At 66.7% G+C, this 17,338-nt stretch carries 12 protein-coding genes; 10 read left to right on the top strand and 2 right to left on the bottom strand.

The window, feature by feature from the left end; all coding sequences use genetic code 11:
• Positions 1-24 precede the first annotated feature (24 nt).
• Both CAL28_RS29820 and CAL28_RS20310 read left to right on the top strand, forming a co-directional pair.
• On the top strand, positions 25-195 hold the full coding sequence (locus CAL28_RS29820) for a hypothetical protein (protein WP_176464047.1): 171 nt from the start codon (positions 25-27) through the stop codon (positions 193-195).
• A 131-nt stretch (positions 196-326) separates the two neighbouring features.
• Positions 327-5,093, top strand: coding sequence for an NEL-type E3 ubiquitin ligase domain-containing protein (locus tag CAL28_RS20310; protein ID WP_094843039.1), 4,767 nt, complete (start codon positions 327-329; stop codon positions 5,091-5,093).
• Positions 5,094-5,160: 67 nt separating this feature from the next.
• Here CAL28_RS20310 and tex read toward each other — a convergent pair whose 3' ends face one another.
• The gene (tex, locus tag CAL28_RS20305; protein WP_094844742.1) at positions 5,161-7,563 is read right to left on the bottom strand and encodes an RNA-binding transcriptional accessory protein Tex; all 2,403 of its coding nucleotides are present in this window, start codon (positions 7,561-7,563) and stop codon (positions 5,161-5,163) included.
• 162 nt (positions 7,564-7,725) lie between these two features.
• On the opposite strand from tex, the gene CAL28_RS20300 reads away from it, so the two are divergent.
• A complete protein-coding gene (locus tag CAL28_RS20300) occupies positions 7,726-9,888 on the top strand; it encodes an ATP-dependent DNA helicase (protein ID WP_094843038.1) in 2,163 nt (720 codons plus the stop codon).
• Between the two features lie 143 nt (positions 9,889-10,031).
• Here the strand turns inward: CAL28_RS20300 and CAL28_RS20295 are convergent, their stop codons facing one another.
• Positions 10,032-10,889: an outer membrane protein assembly factor BamD gene (locus CAL28_RS20295; RefSeq protein WP_094844741.1), complete on the bottom strand. Its 858-nt coding sequence runs from the start codon at positions 10,887-10,889 to the stop codon at positions 10,032-10,034.
• A 49-nt stretch (positions 10,890-10,938) separates the two neighbouring features.
• Here CAL28_RS20295 and CAL28_RS20290 point away from each other — a divergent pair, with 49 nt between their 5' ends.
• From CAL28_RS20290 to CAL28_RS20260, 7 genes are all read left to right on the top strand, one after another.
• Entirely contained in the window at positions 10,939-11,898 is a 960-nt protein-coding gene (locus CAL28_RS20290; RefSeq protein ID WP_094843037.1) for an RluA family pseudouridine synthase, read from the top strand.
• A 56-nt stretch (positions 11,899-11,954) separates the two neighbouring features.
• On the top strand, positions 11,955-12,695 hold the full coding sequence (gene pgeF / locus CAL28_RS20285; protein WP_254926307.1) for a peptidoglycan editing factor PgeF: 741 nt from the start codon (positions 11,955-11,957) through the stop codon (positions 12,693-12,695).
• A 125-nt stretch (positions 12,696-12,820) separates the two neighbouring features.
• Positions 12,821-14,461 carry a class I poly(R)-hydroxyalkanoic acid synthase gene (gene phaC, locus CAL28_RS20280; protein WP_094843035.1) on the top strand — a complete coding sequence of 547 codons (1,641 nt, stop codon included), beginning with the start codon at positions 12,821-12,823 and terminating at the stop codon, positions 14,459-14,461.
• 56 nt (positions 14,462-14,517) lie between these two features.
• Positions 14,518-15,255 carry an acetoacetyl-CoA reductase gene (gene phbB, locus CAL28_RS20275; protein WP_094843034.1) on the top strand — a complete coding sequence of 246 codons (738 nt, stop codon included), beginning with the start codon at positions 14,518-14,520 and terminating at the stop codon, positions 15,253-15,255.
• 151 nt (positions 15,256-15,406) lie between these two features.
• Positions 15,407-15,970, top strand: coding sequence for a polyhydroxyalkanoate synthesis repressor PhaR (gene phaR, locus CAL28_RS20270; protein WP_094843033.1), 564 nt, complete (start codon positions 15,407-15,409; stop codon positions 15,968-15,970).
• A 459-nt stretch (positions 15,971-16,429) separates the two neighbouring features.
• Positions 16,430-16,966: an iron transporter gene (locus CAL28_RS20265; protein ID WP_094843032.1), complete on the top strand. Its 537-nt coding sequence runs from the start codon at positions 16,430-16,432 to the stop codon at positions 16,964-16,966.
• Positions 16,966-17,316, top strand: coding sequence for a cupredoxin domain-containing protein (locus CAL28_RS20260; RefSeq protein ID WP_094843031.1), 351 nt, complete (start codon positions 16,966-16,968; stop codon positions 17,314-17,316). The genes CAL28_RS20265 and CAL28_RS20260 overlap by 1 nt, the downstream gene beginning before the upstream one ends.
• Positions 17,317-17,338 lie beyond the last annotated feature (22 nt).

The raw sequence follows: 17,338 nt of genomic DNA, 5'->3' as shown, positions 1-17,338 counted from the left end.
GGCGCGCGATGTTTCGAACAGCGCTTGCGCGAGGAATCGGACAAGCTGGGGCTGGATCCGCGGGACGAGGCCTGGCTGGCGGATGCGCGCAAGGACCTCGGCCCAGCCATCATGCGCGATATCCGCTATCGCGCGTTCAGGCCGCTGAGCGTAAGCCATCTGCACCGCGCCGTTCCCAGGCCGGCCGCCGATTAGTCCAGCGCATCCGCAAGGAGTTCAAGCACGACATTGCTATCGACGAGGCGCCGGGATAGCGCGGCGCCGACCGCGGATGACGCGCTGGAATAAGTCCTTTGATTCCGTATCCTGTTTATCGAGGTTCAAGAGTGAGCACGCAAGTCGCGGGCAGAATCGGCAGCGTGCTGCCTCCGCCCCTCGAGTATCCCGACGCGAACCGGACTGCCGCGTCGCTCGGCCCGGAGTCGGCCGGGAATCTATTCGCGCAAGTCCGCGCGCCGGCCGGCGCCGAGTCGAAGGCGCAGGCGACCTCGGACGGTTGGGAAGTCAGCAAACCCATCTCGCCGCGGCGCGCGCCCCGCGGCGCCCCACCGACCGACGTGCCGGATATCGCCATCCCGGATTCGGTCGGTCGGGATGGCCGCCGACGGATGGCCTACAAACTCGGCGTGCTGGCGGCACGCGAGCTGGGGCTGGATGCGGCCGCGATCGGCGCGCAGGACCTGATGGCCCTGGGCGGGCAGGCCGTGGCGGACCATGCGCTGTCCGGCACGCCTGAAGGCCTGCTCGTCGCGGTCGCACGCATGGAAGGCAAGGTGGACGACGGAGCCTGGGCAAGCGGGGACAAGGACAGGATCGCCGCGCAGGTCGACGACTTCCTGCGCGCCGAATTCAAGGACGAGATGGATCTTTACCAGGCGCTGGATGCGCTGGCCGCCGAGCCGCCCTTGCTGGGGCGCGGGGAGTTGGCCGACGCGCTGTTGCGCGAGCAGGGCGTCGATCCCGAAGCCCTTCTGGAGGGACCCCGGTTCGACGCGGAGTATCCCAGCGTTTCGGCCTCGTCGCCGCCGCTGGTGCGCAGCCAGCGGGCGGGGAACTACTACTTCAATCGCGACAAGCTGACCGCCGACGGGGTCCGCAGGATGAGAACGAGCGCTGGCGCGACCCTGACGGACGAGCATGTCGAGCGGGTGTTGCGCGCGCTGCCCGATTCGCTGGATGCGGAATTCACCCGGCGCTTCGACAGTCAACAGCAACGCATGTCCGCGCTGCTGGCGCAATGGCTGTCCGCCCGCCTGTCCTTGCATGCGAGCGAGGCCGGTATCGGCCTGGCCGGCGCGACGGTAGCGATATCGAGGGCGACAATGCGTCTTTTCGCGCCGGCTCCGGGCATGCGGATAGGCAACGGGGGCAAGTACTCCGAGGTCTATGGCACCCGGCCGTCGCGCGGCTTCCTGGTGTCCATCCAGAGCGCCGGCAAGACGCACCAGTGCTTTGTGTCCAGCCAAACCGGCGCGGTGCGGGTGCTGCCCGAGGATGCGTCGGCCGAATCCTGGCTGCGCAAGGAGCACGAACTGGCATTCGACGATGGCGCGGCGTTGGCCGCGCTGGCGGCGACTCCGGGCCGCTGGCTTGCCCGCGTGACGGTGGAAGAGAAAGCATCCGGTCCTTCCGATTCCATTCGGGAATGGCTGCCCGCTATGTTTCATGCCGAAATCGAAAAGGGACGCGAAGCCGCTCGCGGGGAAACGCTTGCGGAGGCAGGCGTGGATGCCTTGTTGAACCTGATCCCGTTCCGCGCCATGGTGGTCGCGCTGCGCAAGGGCGACATCCCCACATCGATCGTGATGGGTGCGTTGGATATGCTTACCCTGATCCCGCTGGTCGGCGCCGGGGTGCGGTTGACCGGCGCGGCGGCGAGGTCGGCGGCGCCCTGGCTCGCCATGGGCGTGCGGTTCGGCGGCGCGGCGGCCCGCCCTGGCTTGAATGGTTTGCGGCGCCTGGCTGGCGGGGTACCGCAGCTGCGCGACCGCATCAAACAAAGCCTGGTGGGCTCCGCCGCCCAGGGCTGGGGGCGCCTGCGGCCGCTGGATGTCCAGCGGGTGGCGCAGGCGCTTCGGCCCACCGCACCGGGGCTGGCCGATATCCTGGACGGCGTCGTCGCCCGTTCACGCGCGGCGGCCGTCCCCGATGGCGTGTGGCGCGTTCGCGGCGCGGCCGCGGCCACGGCGGAGGCGGGCGATACGATCACCGCGGTCCGTGCCGTTACCGCGCGCAACACGCGGGGCGGCACGCTGAACCTGCTTCCCTACGGCGAACGTAGCGGTGTCTACACGCAGGTCGACGCGGCGGGACTGCGGACGGGCGCGCTGCTGGTGGCCGACAGCGGCGGCTGGCTGCACCAAACCCTGCCCGTGTCCAGCCTGGAGCGCTATCGCGTCGCCACACCGGCCGATATTCGGATGCTGGAGCACGGGCGCGTCGAGCCGGACGGCACCGTCGGCTTGAATGGCAACCGCTATGCAAGGCTCGGGGCCGATTACGTGCAGGTGATCCCGGACGCCGCAGTGTCCACAGCGGCTCGGCCGATATGGCGCGTTGCCGCTCCGCCGGACGTGGCTCCCGACCTTATCGTGCATCGACTGTTCCACGACGCGCGGGATGGCTTGTGGCGCCGAGCGGACGTGCCCGGCCTGTCCGGCGGCGGCAATCAGTCGTCACGTTACGGCCTGCGCGGCCGCTGGCGGGGCGCCGTCTCGCCCGGGATGGACGTCCGGGTGAGTCCCGACTCCAAGCGGCTGGCGCGGCTACAGGATGCCATGGCGGCCAGCGCGCTGCGCGATGCCCTTCCCGACGAGGTCGATGTATTGCGCGCGCTGTTCGATCGGATCGCGCGCGATCGCCGGGGGCTGGCCATCATGCGTGCCATGACGGCGCACTACGAACTGACGGGGCAGGCACCGGAGATCGTCCTGCGCGCCGCGGGCGATGCGGCGGCGCGGCCGTCGCTGGACCATCCGACGCGTACCCATATCTGGCAGCTGGACCTGGATGCCATCGGGAACGTGGGTGAACAGGCGATCGACGAGTTCGCGGCGGTCTACAACAACATGACGGGGCTGCTGCAGAACGACGACCCCTTGGTGGCCCTGCGGGCCGAGGGCCTGCCCGCGCTGGACCCGCGATTGGAGCAGGCCTGGGACGAATGGCGCCGGCAAGGGGCCGAGGCGGCGCGGTCGGGCGGTCAAGGGTCGACCGCGATCGAGCCGCGGGAATTGGCCTTGCGCAGCCTGCGCCGGCAACTGGAGGAAAGCCGGTGCTATGGCGGCGTCGACAAAGCGACCTTCAAGGCGATCCTGAGGAATGAGCGTACAAGCCGCGGTATGAAGATCGATCTGTCCCACCACGACTTGGACAGCGTGCCGCCCCTGCCGGCCGACGTCAGGGTCCTGATCATGTCCCATAATCCCGTCCGCGACTGGAGCCACCTGCCGGAGAGGCTGAGCGTCCTGCGCGCGGAAGGTACGCGCATGACGCGATTGCCCTCCAACCTTCCCGCAGGCTTGCTGGAGCTCGATGTCTCCGGGAACCTGCTCAGAACGCCGGCGCTAGTGTTCCCGCCAGGGCTCCGCCGGCTGGATATCGGCCGCAATCGGCTGGGTTCGTTGCCGCTCCTGCCGGCATCGCTGCGCGAGCTTATCAGCGACGGCAACCACCTGCGCGATCTGTCGGGCCTTCCCTCTGAGCTGCGCCTGGTCGATGTGTCCGACAACCAGATCGCGCGACTGCCGGCGAACCTGCCGGCGGGCCTGAAAGTGTTGTATGCGAGCCGCAACCGCCTGGCGCAGTTGCCCGGCCGGCTACCCGCGACGCTCGAAGAACTCGACGTCTCTTCCAATCGCCTGCGTGAGCTGACACGATTGCCCGACACACTGCGCATCCTCGACGCGGACACCAATCTGCTGGAGGAATTGCCGGACAATCTGCCGCGCGGAATGCAAATACTCGCCGTTTCCAACAACCGGCTGCGGGGGCTGCCGAGGGACCTGCCGCCGGACCTGCGGATCCTGGCCCTGCAGCGCAATGACATCGTCGAACTCCCGCCTGGCATCGCGACATTGGAGTCGGCGCGGATACACCTGGACGGCAATCCTCTGTCACTGGAGGACATTCCGGTGATTTCCGCCGATCGCGCCGGACCGCGGATTTTCTTTTCGATGCTGAGGACGAGCGACCAGCGGGTGCAGCATGTGCGGACGTTGCTGCAGGCGGTGCAGCAGTGGTGGTCGAAGTCGGCCGGCGAAGACCGGGCGAGGTGGGAAACCGTCGCGCAGGCAATGGGCATGCATGACGGCGCCACGCAGTTTTCGCTGTTCCTGGATCTGCTGCGCACCAGCGTCAGCTACAGCGACGCGGCGTTCCGGGCCCAGGTCGAGGACTGGCTGGTGGAACTGGCGAAGCCGGAGCGCAGCGCGCTGCTGCAGGACACATTGGCGGTATGCGAGGGAGCCGCGGAAAGTTGCGAGGATCGCATCGTCTCGGTCTGGAACGATATGCAGAAGCTGCGGCTGAACGACGACATCCGGCAAGGGCTGTACGACAGCCGCATGGCGGATGTCGTGGCCATCGCACGCCAGATGTTTCGTATCGACGCGCTGACCGACATCGCCCGGCAAAAGGAGCGCACGCTGAGCGTATCCGACGAAGTGGAGGTGTATCTCTCTTACGTGGTGAAGCTGCGCGATTCGCTGGGCCTGACGACCGTGGCGCCCGGAATGCGGTTCTACGACCGCAGGGAGGTCACCGCCGAGGATCTGGAAGTGGCACTGGAACAGGTACGTGCACGCGAACGCGATGGGTTCGAAAAATTCCTCGTCCTGGATTACGAACCGTGGCAAACCTTGCTGAAGCGCCGGGATGCGAAGGCATACGCCGATGCCGAGCAACGGTCGCACGATATGCTGGAGGCCTTCGAACAGCGGTTGCAGCAGGAAATCGATAGGCTCGGCCTGGACCCGCAGGACCAGACCTTGGTGGCCGACGCGCGCAAGGATCTCGGGCCGGGCATCATGCGCCAGATCCGGTATGAAGCGATGGCGGAGCTGACGACCGGTTATCTTGGGGCAGAGGGCTAGCCCGGACGCAGGCGCGCGATGCGCCCGTATCCAGGCCCTACCGCCATGCGGCGGTTCCGCCGCGGTGCTAGCGCTTCAGCTTGGCCAGGGCCTGCGCCATCGCGTCGGCCATGGCGCCACCGGCAGCGGGCGCCGCGCCGCGATTATCCTGGCCGGCGCGCCGCGACCGGTCACCTCCTTGGCGGGATGCGGGGGCGGGGCGGTTATCGCCGCCGCCCGCGCGACGGGCCGGCGCGGCGCTGTCGTTCAAGCGCATGGTCAATGCCACGCGCTTGCGCGCCACGTCGACTTCCAGCACCTTGACCTGGACGGTTTGCCCCACGCGGACCACATCGCGCGGATCCTTGACGAATTTTTCGGACAGGGCCGAGATATGCACGAGGCCATCCTGGTGCACGCCGATATCGACGAAGGCGCCGAAGTTGGCGACGTTGGTGACCACGCCTTCCAGGATCATGCCTTCGTGCAGGTCGTTCAGCGTTTCCACGCCTTCCTTGAACTGCGCGGTCTTGAATTCCGGACGTGGATCGCGGCCCGGCTTTTCCAGTTCGGCGAAGATGTCGCGCACCGTGGGCAGGCCGAAACGTTCATCGGTGAACTCGGCCGGCGACACGCCCTTCAGGGCCTCGCGCTGCCCCATGACGGCGCGCACGTCGGCCTGGATGCGGGCGAGGATACGCTCGACCACGGGATAGGCTTCCGGATGCACCGAGGAGGCGTCCAGCGGGTTTTCACCTTCGCGGATGCGCAGGAAGCCTGCCGCCTGCTCGAACGCCTTGTCGCCGAAGCGCGGTACTTTGCGCAACGCGTCGCGCGAGGGAAAGGCGCCGTTTTCGTCACGCCAGGCGACGATATTCTTGGCGAGCAAGGAATTCAGGCCCGACACGCGCGACAGCAGCGGCGCCGAAGCGGTGTTGACGTCGACACCCACCGCATTCACGCAGTCTTCGATGACGGCATCCAGCGACCGGGCCAGCTCGCGCTGGTTGACGTCGTGCTGATATTGTCCGACGCCGATGGCCTTGGGTTCGATTTTGACGAGTTCCGCCAGCGGGTCCTGCAGGCGGCGGGCGATGGAGACGGCACCGCGCAGGCTGACATCCAGCTCCGGGAATTCCAGTGCAGCCAGTTCCGATGCCGAGTAGACCGAGGCGCCCGCCTCGGAGACGACCACGCGGGTCAGGCTCAGTTCAGGATGGCGTGCCATCAGGTCGCCGACCAGCTTCTCGGTTTCGCGGGAGGCCGTGCCGTTGCCGATGGCCACCAGTTCGATCTTGTGCCGGGCCGCGATGGCGGCCAGCGTCGCGATGGCGCCTTCACGGTCGCGGCGGGGTTCGAAGGGGTAGACGGTCGCCGTCTGCACCACTTTGCCCGTCTGGTCGATGGCCGCGACCTTGACGCCGGTGCGGATGCCGGGATCCAGTCCGAGGACGGCGCGCGGACCGGCCGGCGCGGCCAGCAGCAGATCCTTCATGTTGGCGGAGAAGACCCGGATGGCTTCGGCTTCGGCGCTTTCGCGCAGGCGGCCCACCAGTTCGCTTTCGAAGGCCGATAGCAGCTTGACGCGCCAGGTCCAGCGGCACACTTCGCCCAGCCAGCGGTCGCGCTGCGAGGCGTCGATATCGAACAGCCGCGTGCCCAGCTTGAGCAGGCTGGCGATGCGCGCCACGCAGGGGTGCGGCGTCAGCGCTTCCTGTTCCGCTTCCAGGCCCAGGCGCAGTTCCAGCACGCCCTGCTGGCGGCCACGCAGCAGCGCGAGCACGCGGTGCGAAGGCAGGGTACGCAAGGGCTCGTTGAAGTCGAACCAGTCGCGGAAGTTCGCTCCTTCCGCTTCCTTGCCTTCCGCCACCTTGGAATACAGCAGCCCGGTGGACCAAAGGTGTTCGCGCATGTCGGCCAGCAGGTCGGCGTTTTCCGCGTAGCGTTCGGCCAGGATGTCGCGCGCGCCGTCCAGGGCTGCCTTGGCATCGTTGATCGAAGCTTCGGGATTCAGGTACTGCTGGGCCAGTTGGGCCGGATCGCAGGCCGTATCGGCGAGGATGGCGTCGGCCAGGGGCTCCAGGCCGGCCTCGCGCGCAATCTGCGCACGCGTGCGGCGCTTGGGCTTGTACGGCGTGTAAAGATCTTCCAGGCGCTGCTTGGTATCCGCGGTTTCGATTTCCTTCCGCAATTCGGGCGTGAGCTTGCCTTGCTGGCCGATGGAGTCCAGGATCGCGGCGCGGCGTTCCTCGAGTTCGCGCAGGTAGCCCAGGCGGACTTCGAGATTGCGCAGCACGGTATCGTCCAGGCCGCCGGTTGCTTCCTTGCGGTAGCGTGCGATGAAGGGCACCGTGGCGCCGTCGTCCAGCAGTTCGACCGCGGCGGCGACCTGGTTGGGCCTCGCGCCGAGCTCGGCGGCGAGCTGGGCAACGATGCGGGCTTGGTCGACGGCGGGTGCCGCGGCGGACGTGGTAGCGGAGGTCTCAGGCATCTCTTGGGCGACAAAGAAGGAAAAACTACGAAAAACAAGCGCCGGATTTTGCCACAAGGGCGGACCGCGAAAAAATGCGCCCGGGATGATTTTGTCCCCCATTAGGGTCGGGCACCGCCGCGGACGGTATGATTCCAGCCTGTACCGCCACCTTGTCTTTCCATGTTGCATCTGCAGCTTGCCGAGTATTTCGCCGAAGACGGCCCGCTTGCGAAGGCGTCGCCCGGCTATCGCCTGCGCCAGTCCCAGGTAGAGCTGGCGCAGGCCATCGAACAGACCATTTCACGCCGCTCCACCCTGGTCGCCGAGGCGGGCACCGGCATCGGCAAGACCTGGGCCTATCTGGTGCCGGCCTTCCTGGGCGGCGGCAAGGTGCTGATTTCCACCGGCACCCGCACGCTGCAGGACCAGCTCTTCAATCGCGATCTGCCGCGCGTGCGGGCCGCGCTGGCCGTGCCGGTGACGGCCGCGCTGCTGAAGGGACGGGGCAATTATCTCTGCCATTACCACCTGGACCGCCTGTCCGGCGACGATCGCGCGCTGAAATCCCGCGCGGAAATCAGCCAGCTGCGGCATATCCAGCGCTTTGCCGCGCACACCACCACGGGCGACCGCGCCGACCTGGCCCAGGTGCCGGAAGACGCCGATATCTGGCAGCGCGCGACCTCCACCCGGGAAAACTGCCTGGGCCAGGAATGTCCGCGCATCCGCGATTGCTTTGTGGTGAAGGCCCGCCGGGAAGCGCAGGAGGCCGATGTGGTGGTCATCAATCACGCGCTGTTCATGGCGGACCTGGTGCTGCGCGAAGAGGGGATTACCGACCTCCTGCCGGAAGCCGACACGGTCATTTTCGACGAAGCGCACCAGTTGCCGGACACCGCCACGCGCTTTTTGGGTACCAGCCTGTCCACGCACCAGTTGCTGGACTTCGGCCGCGCTGCCGAAGCCGCCGGCCTGGCCTATGCCCGCGAAGCGATGAACTGGGGCGAAGCGTCGCGCAAGCTGGAGCACGCCGCGCGCGAATTGCGCCTTTCCTGCGGTGCGATCGAGCATATGCCCGGCCGCAAGGCCAACTTCGAGGCCGTACCGGACGCCGATGGTTTTCATGAAGCGCTGCATAACCTGAACGATGCGGTACACGCGGTCACGCGCGGCCTGACCCAGGTGGCGGAAAAGCATCCGGACCTTGCCGCGGCCGCGCGGCAGGGCGCGGACATCCTGCTGCGGCTCAAGCGCTGGGCGCCGCCCGCGCGGCCGGATGCCGCCGGGGCGCCCGGGCCGGAGGAAACCGACGACGCGGTTATCGCCGCCTGGTCGGCCGCGATGGCCGCGGGCGTGTCGGCGGCCATCGCACCGGACGCACCGAACACAGCGGCCGCGCGGCCCGATGCGGCACGCGCGCCGGCGCCTGACGGCACGCGCCCCAGCCACCAGGCGGTCGTGCCTCCACTGGCCGACTGGACCGGCCCTTCCGTGCGCTGGGTCGAACACGGCACGCATCATGTGCGTCTGCATGCGGCGCCCCTGTCCGTTGCGCAGGCTTTCTCCAAGTACCGCAAGCCGGGCCAGGCGTGGGTACTGACATCCGCGACGCTATCGGTGCATGGCGACTTCGGGCATTTCACCCGCCAGCTGGGCCTGGACGATGCCGTGACAGGGCATTGGGAATCCCCCTTCGATTACGGCTCGCAGGGACTGCTTTTCGTGCCCAAGGAGCTGCCGGAACCGCAGGCGCCGGCCTTCGCCGAACGCTTCGTCGCGACGCTGATGCCCCTGCTGCACGCCAGCCCCGGCGGTGCGCTCGTGCTGTGCACGACGCTGCGCGCGGTGGACCGCTTCGCGGGCCTGCTGGCCGACGCCTTCGATGCCGACGGGGTCGAATGGCCCTTGCTGCGGCAGGGCGAGGGAACACGGCGCGACCTGCTGGAACGCTTCCGCACGCTGACCCATCCGGTGCTGGTGGGCAGTGCCAGTTTTTGGGAAGGCATCGACCTGCCAGGCGATGTGCTGACACTCGTGGCGATCGACAAGCTCCCGTTCGCGCCGCCGGACGATCCTGTCATCGAGGCGCGTTTGCGGGAGTGCCGCGCGCGTGGCGGCAATCCCTTCGCCGAATACCAGCTGCCCGAAGCGGCCATCGCCCTGAAGCAGGGCGCCGGGCGGCTGATCCGCACCATGGGCGACTGGGGCGTGCTGATGGTCGGGGATGTCCGGCTGGTGGAAAAAAGCTACGGCAAGCGCCTCTGGCGCGGCCTGCCGCCCTTTGCCCGTACGCGCGAGCTGAACGAGGCCCTGGCGTTTCTGTCGCGCAAGGCGCAGGGTTAAGCCCACCCCCGAAGCGCTTCGCGCTTCCCCCTCAAGGGGGCGACGCTGGCGGACCGGCGGAGCCGGATCCGCTGCGTCCCTGATGGGGCCAGACTGTTTCAGGATACGGTGCGGTGGCGCGTAGCGTCACCGGGCTGGCCGGTTTACATCCAGCCCCAGGGATCCCACCAATTCTTATCCTTTTTGAAGCCCTGGGTGGGGTATGTGCTGTTGGGGAAGTTGGTGTTCAGCACCCGGCGGGCGTCGGCTTCCAGCTTCGGCATTTTCAGCTTTTCGTAGGATTTGTACAGGATGTACAGGGCCTCTTCCGATGCCGGCGCGCCCTGGAAATCCGTGATGACGGTCTGGGCGCGGTTGGCCGCCGCCACGTAGGCGCCGCGTTCGTAGTAGTAGCGTGCGACGTGGACTTCATTCATCGCGATGGCGTTCACCAACCACACCACGCGCAGGCGGGCGTCGGCGGCGTACTTGCTGTCCGGGTAGCGCTTGATCAGTTCGTTGAAGGCGTCATAGGACGCACGCAGCCCCTTCGGGTCCCGTTCGCTGGGATCCTGGCCGGTGATGTTGGTCATGAAGGCGCTGGCCGGCGTGAAATTGATCAGCCCCTTCAGGTACAGCACGTAGTCGGTGCCGGGATGATTCGGATACAACTGCTGGAAACGGTCGATGGCCGCCAGCGCCTGATCGTTTTCGCCGTCCTTCCAGTTGACGTAGGCCAGGTTGATCAGCGCCTGCTGGGCGTAGACACCGAAGGGATAGCGGCTTTCGACGGCCGTCAGACGCTCGCGGGCGTCTTTCCAGTTGCCGGCATCCATTTCCTGCTTGGCGTCGTTGTAGAGCTGTTCCGCGCTCCAGTTGGCGGTTTTGTCGTACTTGGCGCCGCTGGTGCCGCACGCTGCCAGGAGGGCGGTAAAGGCGAGCGCCAGACACAGGCGCGCGACCGACCCGAGGCGGAGGGCGGCAAACGGGGAGGCGGGAACGCGGGGAGTCACGACGGTCATTTCCTTGGTGTTAGCATGGCTGGCTGCGTCGATTATATGATTTGTCTCCATGTCCGAGTTAGCCGCCAGCGCGGATCTCCCTTCCGATGACGAACCGCAAATGCTGCGGGTCCCGGAAACCGTCCAGGCCGACCGGCTGGACAAGGTGTTGTCCGGGCTGCTGCCCGAGCATTCCCGCAGCCGCCTGCAAGGATGGATCGAGGCCGGCTACGTGCAGGTGAATGGCGCGCCCGCCAAGGTCCGCCAGGCGGTCGGCCCCGGCGATCTCATCGCCGTCTGGGAGCAGCCGGCGCCAGATGCAATGGCGTTCGAGCCGGAACCGGTGGATTTCCACGTCATCGCCGACAGCCCGACCTGGGTCGTCGTCGACAAGCCGGCCGGCCTGGTGACGCATCCCGGCGCCGGAAATTGGCGCGGCACGCTGCTCAACGGTTTATTGTTCCGCTACCCGGAGCTGCGCGGCGTGGCGCGCGCGGGCATCGTCCATCGCCTGGACAAGGACACCTCCGGATTGCTCGTCGTGGCGCGCACGGAACAGGCGCAGACCCATCTGGTGCGCCAGCTGCAAGCCCGCACCATGGGGCGCGAATACGTGGCGCTGGTGCATGGCCAGGTGACCGGGCCCGGCACGGTGGACCGGCCGGTGGGCCGCGACGCCCGCGTGCCGGTACGCATGAGCGTGGACCGTCCCATCGCCCCCAAGCATGCCGTGACGCATTACACGCCTGTAGCCCGCGGCCTGGCCGAAGGCGCGCGGGTTTCCCGTGTCGTGTGTCGCCTGGAAACCGGCCGCACACACCAGATCCGCGTCCACCTGGCCAGCCTGGGGCACCCTTTGCTCGGCGATACCCTGTATGGTGGCAAGGCGCTGGCGGGGGCGACGCGCCAGATGCTGCACGCGCGCGCCTTGCGCTTCGACGACCCGGCGGGCAGCGGCCCCCTGTCGTTCGAGGCGCCGGTGCCGGCGGACATGGCAACCGTCTGCCAGGCCATCGCCTGGGACATATGAGAGGGCTACCCGTGAACTTTCCCGCATCCGCATCTTTCGGGGCCGAGTCGGCCGTCCTGCCCGTGGTGACCGGCCCCAGGTGGGCCGGTGTGCGCTATTTCTGCACCACCCGGGCCGGTGGCGTGGGCACGGCGCCGCATGACACCTTGAACCTGGGCCTGCGCGCCGACGACCAGCCGGAAGCGGTGGCGGAAAACCGGCGCCGCGTGCGCGCCATGCTTCCGGCCGATCCCCTCTGGTTGCGGCAAGTGCATGGCACCCGGGTCGTCGATGCCGATGCCCCCCGGGAAGAAGAGCCGGCCGCGGACGCCGCGGTTACCGCGGCCGCGGACCGCCCGCTGGCCATCATGGTGGCCGACTGCCTGCCGGTGCTTATTGCCGATGCCGGCGGCCAGGTCCTGGGCGTGGCGCATGCCGGCTGGCGCGGGCTGGCAGGCGGTGTCCTCGAAAATACCTTGCAGGCCCTGCGGCGCAAGTGCCCTGAGGCCTCGGCATGGCGGGCGTGGATCGGGCCCGGTATCGGTCCGGATGCGTTCGAGGTCGGGGCCGACGTGCTGGACGCCTTCGCCGCCGACGGGCCGGACGCGGCCGCGCTGTTCGTCCCGCGTGCGGGCCTGGCCGGCAAGTGGCTGGCCGATCTGCCGGCGCTGGCCGCGCTGCGCCTGGCCCGCGCCGGTGTTGGCGTGGTGCACCGCAGCGGACTCTGCACGGCGTCGGATCGCGAGCGCTTCTTCTCGTATCGCCGCGATGGCCGCACGGGGCGGATGGCGATGCTGGCCTGGCTGTCACCGCAATGAGCGATCAGCCGGCAGGCCACGTCGTCCGGCACGCGGTGGCGCGCCCCCTTCGAATACCCGCATTGACACTCCATGCACCGCAATGCACCATCCTTTTTGAAAAGCGACCATAACAAGGTGTCGAGTTGACTGCCCATCCATCCGCAGCATGGCCCGTTCCAGTGGGTGTCGCGCCGGATATCCTGGCGCAGATACAGGCCGACTTTTCCCGCGACTGGCAGCGCCTGGCCGACGATGCCCGCGCCGGGCGCCTGGAGCCGCCCGCGGATAAGCGGTTCGCCGGCGAAGCCTGGCGGCGCAGCCCCCATCATCTGGCCATGGCACACGCCTATCTGTTGTCCGCCCGCGCCATGCAGCGCATGGTGGACGCTGCCAGCGTCAGCGAACCGCTGCGCGACCGGCTGCGGTTCTCCATCATGCAGTGGCTGGACGCCATGGCGCCGTCCAACTTCCTGGCCTTCAATCCCGATGCGCAGGAATCCATCTTTGCCTCGGCCGGCAAGGCCCTGAACGAAGGCATGGCCAATCTGCTGAACGACCTGCGCAAGGGCCGCATCACGCAGACCGACGAAAGCCAGTTCGAAATCGGCGTCAACGTTGCCGTGACCCCCGGGCAGGTGGTTTTCGAGAACCCGCTGTTCCAGTTGATCCAGTACTCGCCCTCGACGCCCAAGGTGCACGAGCGGCCCCTGGTTATCGTGCCGCCGAATATCAACAAGTTCTACATCCTGGACTTGCAGCCGGCGAATTCCTTCGTACGTCACGCGGTCGATGCGGGCTTCACTGTTTTCATGATGTCCTGGCGTAATCCCGTATCCGCCGACGGCGACGGGGTCGATCGGGCACAGTGGGACGATTACCTGCTGAACGCCGTCCTTCCCGCCTTGCGCGTGGCGCGCGAGATTGCCGGCGTGGAGCAGGTGAACGCGCTGGGTTTCTGCGTGGGCGGGACGCTGCTGGCGTCGGCGCTGGCCCTGGCGCACGCGCGCGGCGAAAGGCCGGTTGCCGCCTTGACGCTGCTGACCGCCTTGCTGGATTTCCGTGATACCGGTGTACTCGATGTGTTCGTGGACGAAACCCACGCCTTGCTGCGCGAACGCCAGCTGGGCGGCGGCGGCCTGATGTCCGGCCGCGAGCTGGCCACCACGTTTTCCTTCCTGCGTCCCAACGAACTGGTGTGGAATTACGTGGTGGACAACTATCTGAAGGGCCGCACGCCGCCGGCCTTCGACCTGTTGTTCTGGAATGCGGACAGCACCAATCTGCCGGGGCCGTTCTTCGCCTGGTATTTCCGCAATACTTATCTCGAGAACAATCTGAAGGTGCCCGGCCGCTGCGTCGTGGCCGACGTGCCGCTGGACCTGACCAGCCTGGACATGCCGGCCTATATCTTCGGTTCACGGGAAGATCACATCGTGCCGTGGACATCGGCTTATGCTTCCACGCAGTTGTTGCGCGGCACGCAGCGATTCGTGCTGGGAGCTTCCGGACATATCGCGGGCGTCATCAACCCGCCGGCGAAGAAACGGCGCAGCTACTGGACCACCGGCGCAACGGCCGGCGGATCGCCGGCCAAGCTGCCCGGCGATCCGGCGGCATGGCTGGCGAGCGCGCAGGAACATCCGGGCAGCTGGTGGCCCGACTGGACGGAGTGGTTGGCCGGCCAATCGGGCCGCCTGATCCCGGCGCCGGCGCGGGCGGGCAGCGCAGCGTACGCGCCCATCGAGCCCGCGCCAGGACGCTATGTAAAGGTAAGAGCCATGTAGTGGCACGCAGGACCGACAGCAGGACATTGAGTGCGCAAGCACACAGGAGAACATCAATGAGCGGAAAACTGGCATATGTGACGGGCGGCATGGGCGGCATAGGAACTTGTATCTGCCAGCGTCTCGCCAAGGACGGGTTCCGCGTGGTCGCGGGTTGCGGACCCAGCCGCAATTACCAGCAATGGCTGGACGAACAGGCGGCGCAGGGCTATACGTTTTACGCCTCGGTCGGTAACGTCGCCGATTGGGATTCCACCGTACAGGCATTCGAGAAAGTGCGTGCCGACTACGGCACGGTGGATGTGCTGGTGAACAACGCCGGCATTACGCGCGACGGCTTGTTCCGCAAGATGTCCCTGGACGATTGGCGCGCCGTGATCGACACCAATTTGAACGGCGTGTTCAATGTGACCAAGCAGGTGCTGGACCACATGGTCGACCGTCAATGGGGTCGGATCATCAACATCAGCTCGGTCAACGGACAGAAAGGCCAATTCGGCCAGACCAACTATTCCACCGCCAAGGCCGGCATCCATGGATTCACCATGGCTTTGGCCCAGGAAGTGGCGAGCAAGGGCGTCACGGTAAACACGGTATCGCCGGGCTATATCGGCACGGACATGGTGCGTGCCATCCGGCCGGACGTGCTGGAGAAAATCGTCGCGACCATTCCGGTGCGGCGCCTGGGCACGCCCGAGGAAATCGCGTCCATGGTCTCATGGCTCGCATCCGACCAATCGGGCTTTGCCACGGGCGCGGACTTCTCGTTGAACGGCGGCTTGCATATGCATTGAACCCGGCGCCCGCGCCGGGTCCGGGCGGATCCGGCGCTTTCCAGTAGCAAGCAGGACTAAGATATGGCCATCGCTCAGGCGCCGCGGGTGGCCGTATCAACCGGTATCACATCCATAAGTACAACACGATCGACCCGAGCAGGGGACAACCATGACGCAAGCCCAAGCAGGCGCCAGTACGCGCCTGATCAAGAAGTACCCGAACCGCCGTTTGTACGATACGCAGACCAGCACGTACATCACCCTGGCGGATGTCAAGCAACTGGTGCTGGCCAACGAGTCCTTCCAGGTCGTGGATGCCAAGAGCGGCGATGACCTGACGCGCAGTATCCTGCTGCAGATCATTCTGGAAGAAGAGGGCGGCGGCGTGCCGATGTTCTCTTCCAACATGCTGGCGCAGATCATCCGCTTCTACGGGCATGCCATGCAAGGCATCATGGGTTCCTACCTGGAAAAGAATATCCAGGCCTTCATGGAGATCCAGGAACGCATGGCTGAGCAGTCCAAAGGCCTGTATGGCAGCCAGTTCGGTCCGGAGGCCTGGACCCAGTTCATGAACGGCCAGGCCCCCATGATGCAGAACATGATGAACAGCTACATCGAGCAGAGCAAGAACCTGTTCGTGCAGATGCAGGACAAGATGCAGGACCAGACCCGGTCGATGTTTTCCACCTTCCCCTTTCCCGGCGCCACCCCCGGCAATCGCGGCAAATAGGAAGACGAAGCTGTAAACGGCGGCGATGCCCTCGGGGCATGGCCGGCGGGCGGGCTGCCGCGCCGCGGCCGTGCTTGCGCCGCGGCGGTTTACACGCGGCTTCAACGCCCCCGCGGCCGCCCGCGTCCCCCTTTCCCGATCGACTCTCGATGGCGACCCGCGGCATACCCGCGCGGGGTCGCGGCGGGCAACCCGCCTTGCCGGCGCGTCCGGCGCCCCGCCGTCAGGGCGGGTGTAGGCCTTCCCGAGGGAACCCGGCCCCGCAAACGGGGTCTACGGTGCTGGCCCGCGCCGGCGCCACGCCTTGGCAGCAGCCGGGCCGCCGGTAAGCGCGTCCAAAGGTGGGGGCGTTCAGCAGCTAGTATGAAAACAGTTCTTGTTTGCATTCATCCTTACTTTTCCCTATCCTTTTAACTTTACGGTCGCATGACGGCGCGCAGTCGCCGGAAGGAACACTCGATGATCAAACAGGCTCTTGCTCTGGCCGCCGGCCTCGCCCTTTGCGCTGCCGCCCAAGCCGCTGAATATCCCATTGGCAAGCCCGCGGAAAAGGGCGGCATGGAAATCGGCGCCGTCTATTTGCAGCCTATCGAGATGGATCCGCCGGGCGTCATGCGGCCGGCCAAGGATTCGGACATCCACCTGGAAGCCGATATCCATGCCACCGCCCAGAATCCCACGGGGTTTCCGGAAGGCGAATGGATGCCCTATCTGGTCGTCAAGTTCGAATTGCAGAAGGTGGGCAGCAACAATGTTCAGAAGGGCATGCTGATGCCCATGGTTGCGAACGATGGTCCCCACTACGGCGATAACGTCAAGCTGGAGGGGCCGGGCAAGTACAAGCTGAAGTTCCTCATTTCCCCTCCGACCGCGGACTCGCATAGCCACTTCGGCCGCCATATCGACAAGGAAACGGGCGTGGGGCCCTGGTTCGCTCCGTTCGAGCTCGACTATGAATTCGTCTATGCCGGCACCGGCAAGAAGGGTGGCTATTGATGAGGTACCTGGCCCGCGCAGGGTTGCCGGCGCTCGCGCTGGCGCTGATGTTGGCCGCGGGCCCGACCCGCGCCGACGAATTGCCGACGTTCCAGCTGACCTTCAAGGCGGACGGCACCTTCGAACCCGTGCGGCTGGAAGTACCGGCGGGACGCTTCAAGATCGAGCTGATCAACGAAAGCAAAGAGCCGGTGGAATTCGAAAGCATCCCGCTGCGCAAGGAAAAAGTACTGGGGCCCGGCGTGAAATCCTTCGTCGTGATCACCATTTCGCGGCCGGGCGAGTATCCCTTCTTTGACGATTTCCATCAGAACGTCAAAGGCACGCTGGTCGTTAAACCCAAGGATTGAACGGGGCGCGCAAGCGCCCCCG

Origin of the sequence: Bordetella genomosp. 11, from assembly GCF_002261215.1 — a bacterium.
In the GTDB taxonomy this organism is placed as follows: Bacteria; Pseudomonadota; Gammaproteobacteria; order Burkholderiales; family Burkholderiaceae_B; genus Bordetella_C.
Note: the sequence above shows the minus strand (reverse complement) of the source record. Positions and strands in the feature narration are given on the sequence as shown.

Coding starts and splice junctions, on each gene's coding strand:
- tex (WP_094844742.1), bottom strand. CDS start 7,563: ATGCCTGAGACCTCCGCTACCACGTCCGCCGCGGCACCCGCCGTCGAC.
- CAL28_RS20265 (WP_094843032.1), top strand. CDS start 16,430: ATGATCAAACAGGCTCTTGCTCTGGCCGCCGGCCTCGCCCTTTGCGCT.
- phaR (WP_094843033.1), top strand. CDS start 15,407: ATGACGCAAGCCCAAGCAGGCGCCAGTACGCGCCTGATCAAGAAGTAC.
- CAL28_RS20295 (WP_094844741.1), bottom strand. CDS start 10,889: ATGACCGTCGTGACTCCCCGCGTTCCCGCCTCCCCGTTTGCCGCCCTC.
- CAL28_RS20290 (WP_094843037.1), top strand. CDS start 10,939: ATGTCCGAGTTAGCCGCCAGCGCGGATCTCCCTTCCGATGACGAACCG.
- phbB (WP_094843034.1), top strand. CDS start 14,518: ATGAGCGGAAAACTGGCATATGTGACGGGCGGCATGGGCGGCATAGGA.
- CAL28_RS20260 (WP_094843031.1), top strand. CDS start 16,966: ATGAGGTACCTGGCCCGCGCAGGGTTGCCGGCGCTCGCGCTGGCGCTG.
- CAL28_RS20300 (WP_094843038.1), top strand. CDS start 7,726: ATGTTGCATCTGCAGCTTGCCGAGTATTTCGCCGAAGACGGCCCGCTT.